Origin of the sequence: Acidovorax soli, assembly GCF_900107605.1 — a bacterium.
Taxonomy (GTDB): domain Bacteria; phylum Pseudomonadota; class Gammaproteobacteria; order Burkholderiales; family Burkholderiaceae_C; genus Acidovorax; species Acidovorax soli.
Genome location: NZ_FNQJ01000073.1, coordinates 1 through 3238, shown reverse-complemented (window position 1 = coordinate 3238; position 3238 = coordinate 1). Strand labels below are relative to the sequence as shown.

General features: G+C 58.3%; 2 protein-coding genes and 1 pseudogene. All 3 read left to right on the top strand.

The annotated features are described in order from the left end of the window. Positions 1-50: 50 nt before the first annotated feature. Positions 51-458 (top strand): putative oxygenase MesX, encoded by a 408-nt coding sequence (locus BLW02_RS19330; RefSeq protein WP_280140389.1) that lies wholly within the window; start codon positions 51-53, stop codon positions 456-458. Between the two features lie 119 nt (positions 459-577). Then, positions 578-1603 carry a methionine synthase gene (locus BLW02_RS19325; RefSeq protein WP_092701744.1) on the top strand — a complete coding sequence of 342 codons (1026 nt, stop codon included), beginning with the start codon at positions 578-580 and terminating at the stop codon, positions 1601-1603. Positions 1604-2277: 674 nt separating this feature from the next. Further along, positions 2278-3165, top strand: a pseudogene (locus tag BLW02_RS19315) (CmpA/NrtA family ABC transporter substrate-binding protein); the annotation flags it as partial. Positions 3166-3238 lie beyond the last annotated feature (73 nt).

Here is a 3238-nt window from a genome sequence, read left to right as displayed (position 1 = left end):
GCCTTGTCCGCCGCTGCGGTTGTCTTCGTCTTGCGTGGCATTCATGCTCCTTGTTGACATGCTATGCCTCACACACAAACTTTCTGACAGGCTCGTACTTTGAAAAAATGGGTATGCAAGTTCGCTTCTTCATGCCTCCAAACAGCGTCGCGCCGTTAGCGTTCTACTTTTACGGCGATCTTCTGGACGACTACACGAATCTTGAGCTGATCGGCACCATCAGCACCATGGAAACCTTTCAGAAGATTTATCGGCCCGAGATCTACAACGCCAACTCTGCCGCCGGTAACTTCTATCAGCCGAGCCTCACCAACCAGGACTACTCGTCGACGCAAATCGTCTACGACCGTGAAGAGCGCAGTCAACTTGCGGTCCAGCAAGGCAAGTTTGCTGAGGAGCACTTCATCAAGCCGTACGGTTCTGTCCTGCATCGATGGACTGCCAGCTCTGCGAGCTGACCGCTCTTTCGGTTGATTCTTCATGCTTTGTTTCCCAAGAAAAACCATGGATTGGCTGTTCTCGCTAAACCGGTTGACTCACCTATGTCTGTCCATTTTTTTGTCAGAAGGAATTTTTGATGTTTGAAACTTCGATCGCCGGTAGTTTGCCGAAACCGGCCTGGCTCGCAGAAACCCACAAACTTTGGCCTCAGTGGAGGGCCGACGGCGATGCGTTGCTCCAAGCCAAAGCCGATGCGACCCTGCTTTGGATCAAAGCCCAGGAGGACGCGGGTCTGGATATCGTGTGCGACGGTGAGCAATCGCGCCAGCATTTCGTGCACGGCTTCCTCGAACAAGTCGAAGGCATCGACTTCGACAACAAAGTGAAGATGGGCATACGCGATAACCGGTACGACGCTATGGTGCCGCAGGTGGTGGCTGCCCTGCGATTGAAGGGCCGTGTGCATGCCTTCGAAGCTCAACTCGCGCGTGCTCATACCAAAAAGAAGCTGAAATTCACGCTACCTGGTCCGATGACCATCGTAGACACGGTCGCCGACCGTTTCTATGGTGACAAAGTGAAGTTGGCTTTTGCATTTGCCGAGTTGCTCAACCAAGAAGCTCTCGCGCTGCAAGCCGACGGAGTAGACATCATCCAATTCGATGAACCTGCCTTCAACGTTTACATGAAGGATGCAGCCGACTGGGGCGTGAAGGCGCTTGAAAGAGCGGCGCAGGGGCTGACGTGTACAACGGCGGTACACATCTGCTACGGCTACGGCATCAAGGCCAACACTGACTGGAAGAGCACACTGGGCGAGAAATGGCGCCAGTATGAGACGGTGTTTCCTGCGCTCGCCCGCAGCAGCATTGATCAGGTGAGCTTGGAATGTATCCACTCTCATGTACCTCCCGACCTCATGGCACTGCTACCAGGTAAGGACGTACTGGTCGGTGTGATCGATGTGGCGAGCGATGAAGTAGAAACACCCGAAGAAGTGGCTGACACTATCGGCCGAGCCCTGCAGTTCGTGCCCAAGGAGAGACTTTTCCCGTGTACGAACTGTGGCTTGGCTCCGATGGATCGGGACGTGGCCTGGCGAAAGCTGCAGGCGCTTGCTGCAGGCACCCGGCTCGCCAGGGAACGGATTACTGCGAGCTAATTCTCTGTCAGCTAAGCTGCCTTTCTGCTCCGCAAAGGGCAGTCTTTGACAGAGCCGAAAAGTCGTTCTCATGTGCGTGAAAGGCTGCGCCTTGACGATTCACTCCCCAGTACTGCGGAAGAGCTTCACGGTCACCCGAGACATCTTGTGGGAGTCGAAGACTGCGACAAGGGCGGAGATCAATAGCATGGAGGTTCACTTCGTCCAGACGCTGCGGGCCAACGATCCTGAAGTCGGCTACAACCGCTGGCCTACGTTCACGCCGCGAACTGGGACTGTGGATTGAGTGCATAGAGCTGCGTCAGAAACCGATCAGTCACGAACGGCAGATCGTGACCGTTTTCAGCCCTCAGCTCCCCGCGCCCTGATGGTGCGCCGCACAACACCGGTGCACTGCCGCCCCCGGTCTCTTTCAGCAACAAAACCTGTAGCACCCGTAAATACTTCGTAGTACGCTCATCATTCAATAGCAAAAATCACTTCTACTAGCTGGCACAGGGCTTGCAATGCATCATGCAAGACCTTCACAGGTCTGCAATGGCGGCTCTGCCCAACGGCGGGCGGATGCGGCCAGAAACCGGACAAAGGCGTCCCCACCCGCGCACAGCTGCATGACGCAGCCAGGCGCGGCGTGAGGACGCCTTTTTTGTTTGTCACGCCACAAGGGAAGCACCATGACCGATCTGCTCAAAACCCGCCTCAACCGCCGCACCGTGCTGCAGGCCGCCACCGTGGGCGCCGTGGGGGTGAGCCCCGCGCTGCGCGCCCTGGTCCACGCCCAAGGCTCGGATGCACCCGAGAAGAAAGAGGTCAAGATCGGCTTCATTCCGCTGACCGACTGCGCCAGCGTGGTGATGGCCTCGATGCTGGGTTTCGACAAGAAATACGGCGTGACCATCATTCCCACCAAGGAGGCGAGCTGGGCCGGCGTGCGCGACAAGCTGGTGAACGGCGAGCTGGACTTTGCCCATGTGCTCTACGGCCTGGTGTATGGCGTGCATCTAGGCACGGCCGGGCCGAAGAAGGACATGGCCGTGCTGATGAACCTGAACCACAACGGCCAGGCCATCACGCTGTCAAGAGCCTTGGCCGACAAGGGCGCGGTGGATGGCCCTTCGCTCGCGGCGCTGATGGCCCGGGAGAAGCGCGAGTACACCTTTGCCGGCACCTTCCCCACGGGCACACACGCCATGTGGATGCACTACTGGCTGGCGGCGGCAGGCATCAACCCGGTGTCGGGTGCCAAGCTCATCACCGTGCCGCCGCCGCAGATGGTGGCCAACATGCGCGTGGGCAACATGGACGGCTTTTGCGTGGGCGAGCCCTGGAACCACCGCGCCATCATGGACGGCATCGGCATCACGGCCAACACCACGCAGGACATCTGGCGCGACCACCCCGAGAAGGTGCTGGGCACCACGGCAGAGTTTGTGAAGAAGTACCCCAACACCACGCGCGCCGTGATGATGGCGGTGCTGGAAGCCAGCCGGTGGATCGATGCAAGCCTGTCGAACAAGATGAAGATGGCCGAAACCATTGCCCCCGATGGCCACCCAAATTCCCCCGCCTATGGCCACCTCAAACTCCCCCACCTGAACTGATCGGGGATAGGGGTTAAACGCCGGCGCCGTCGGC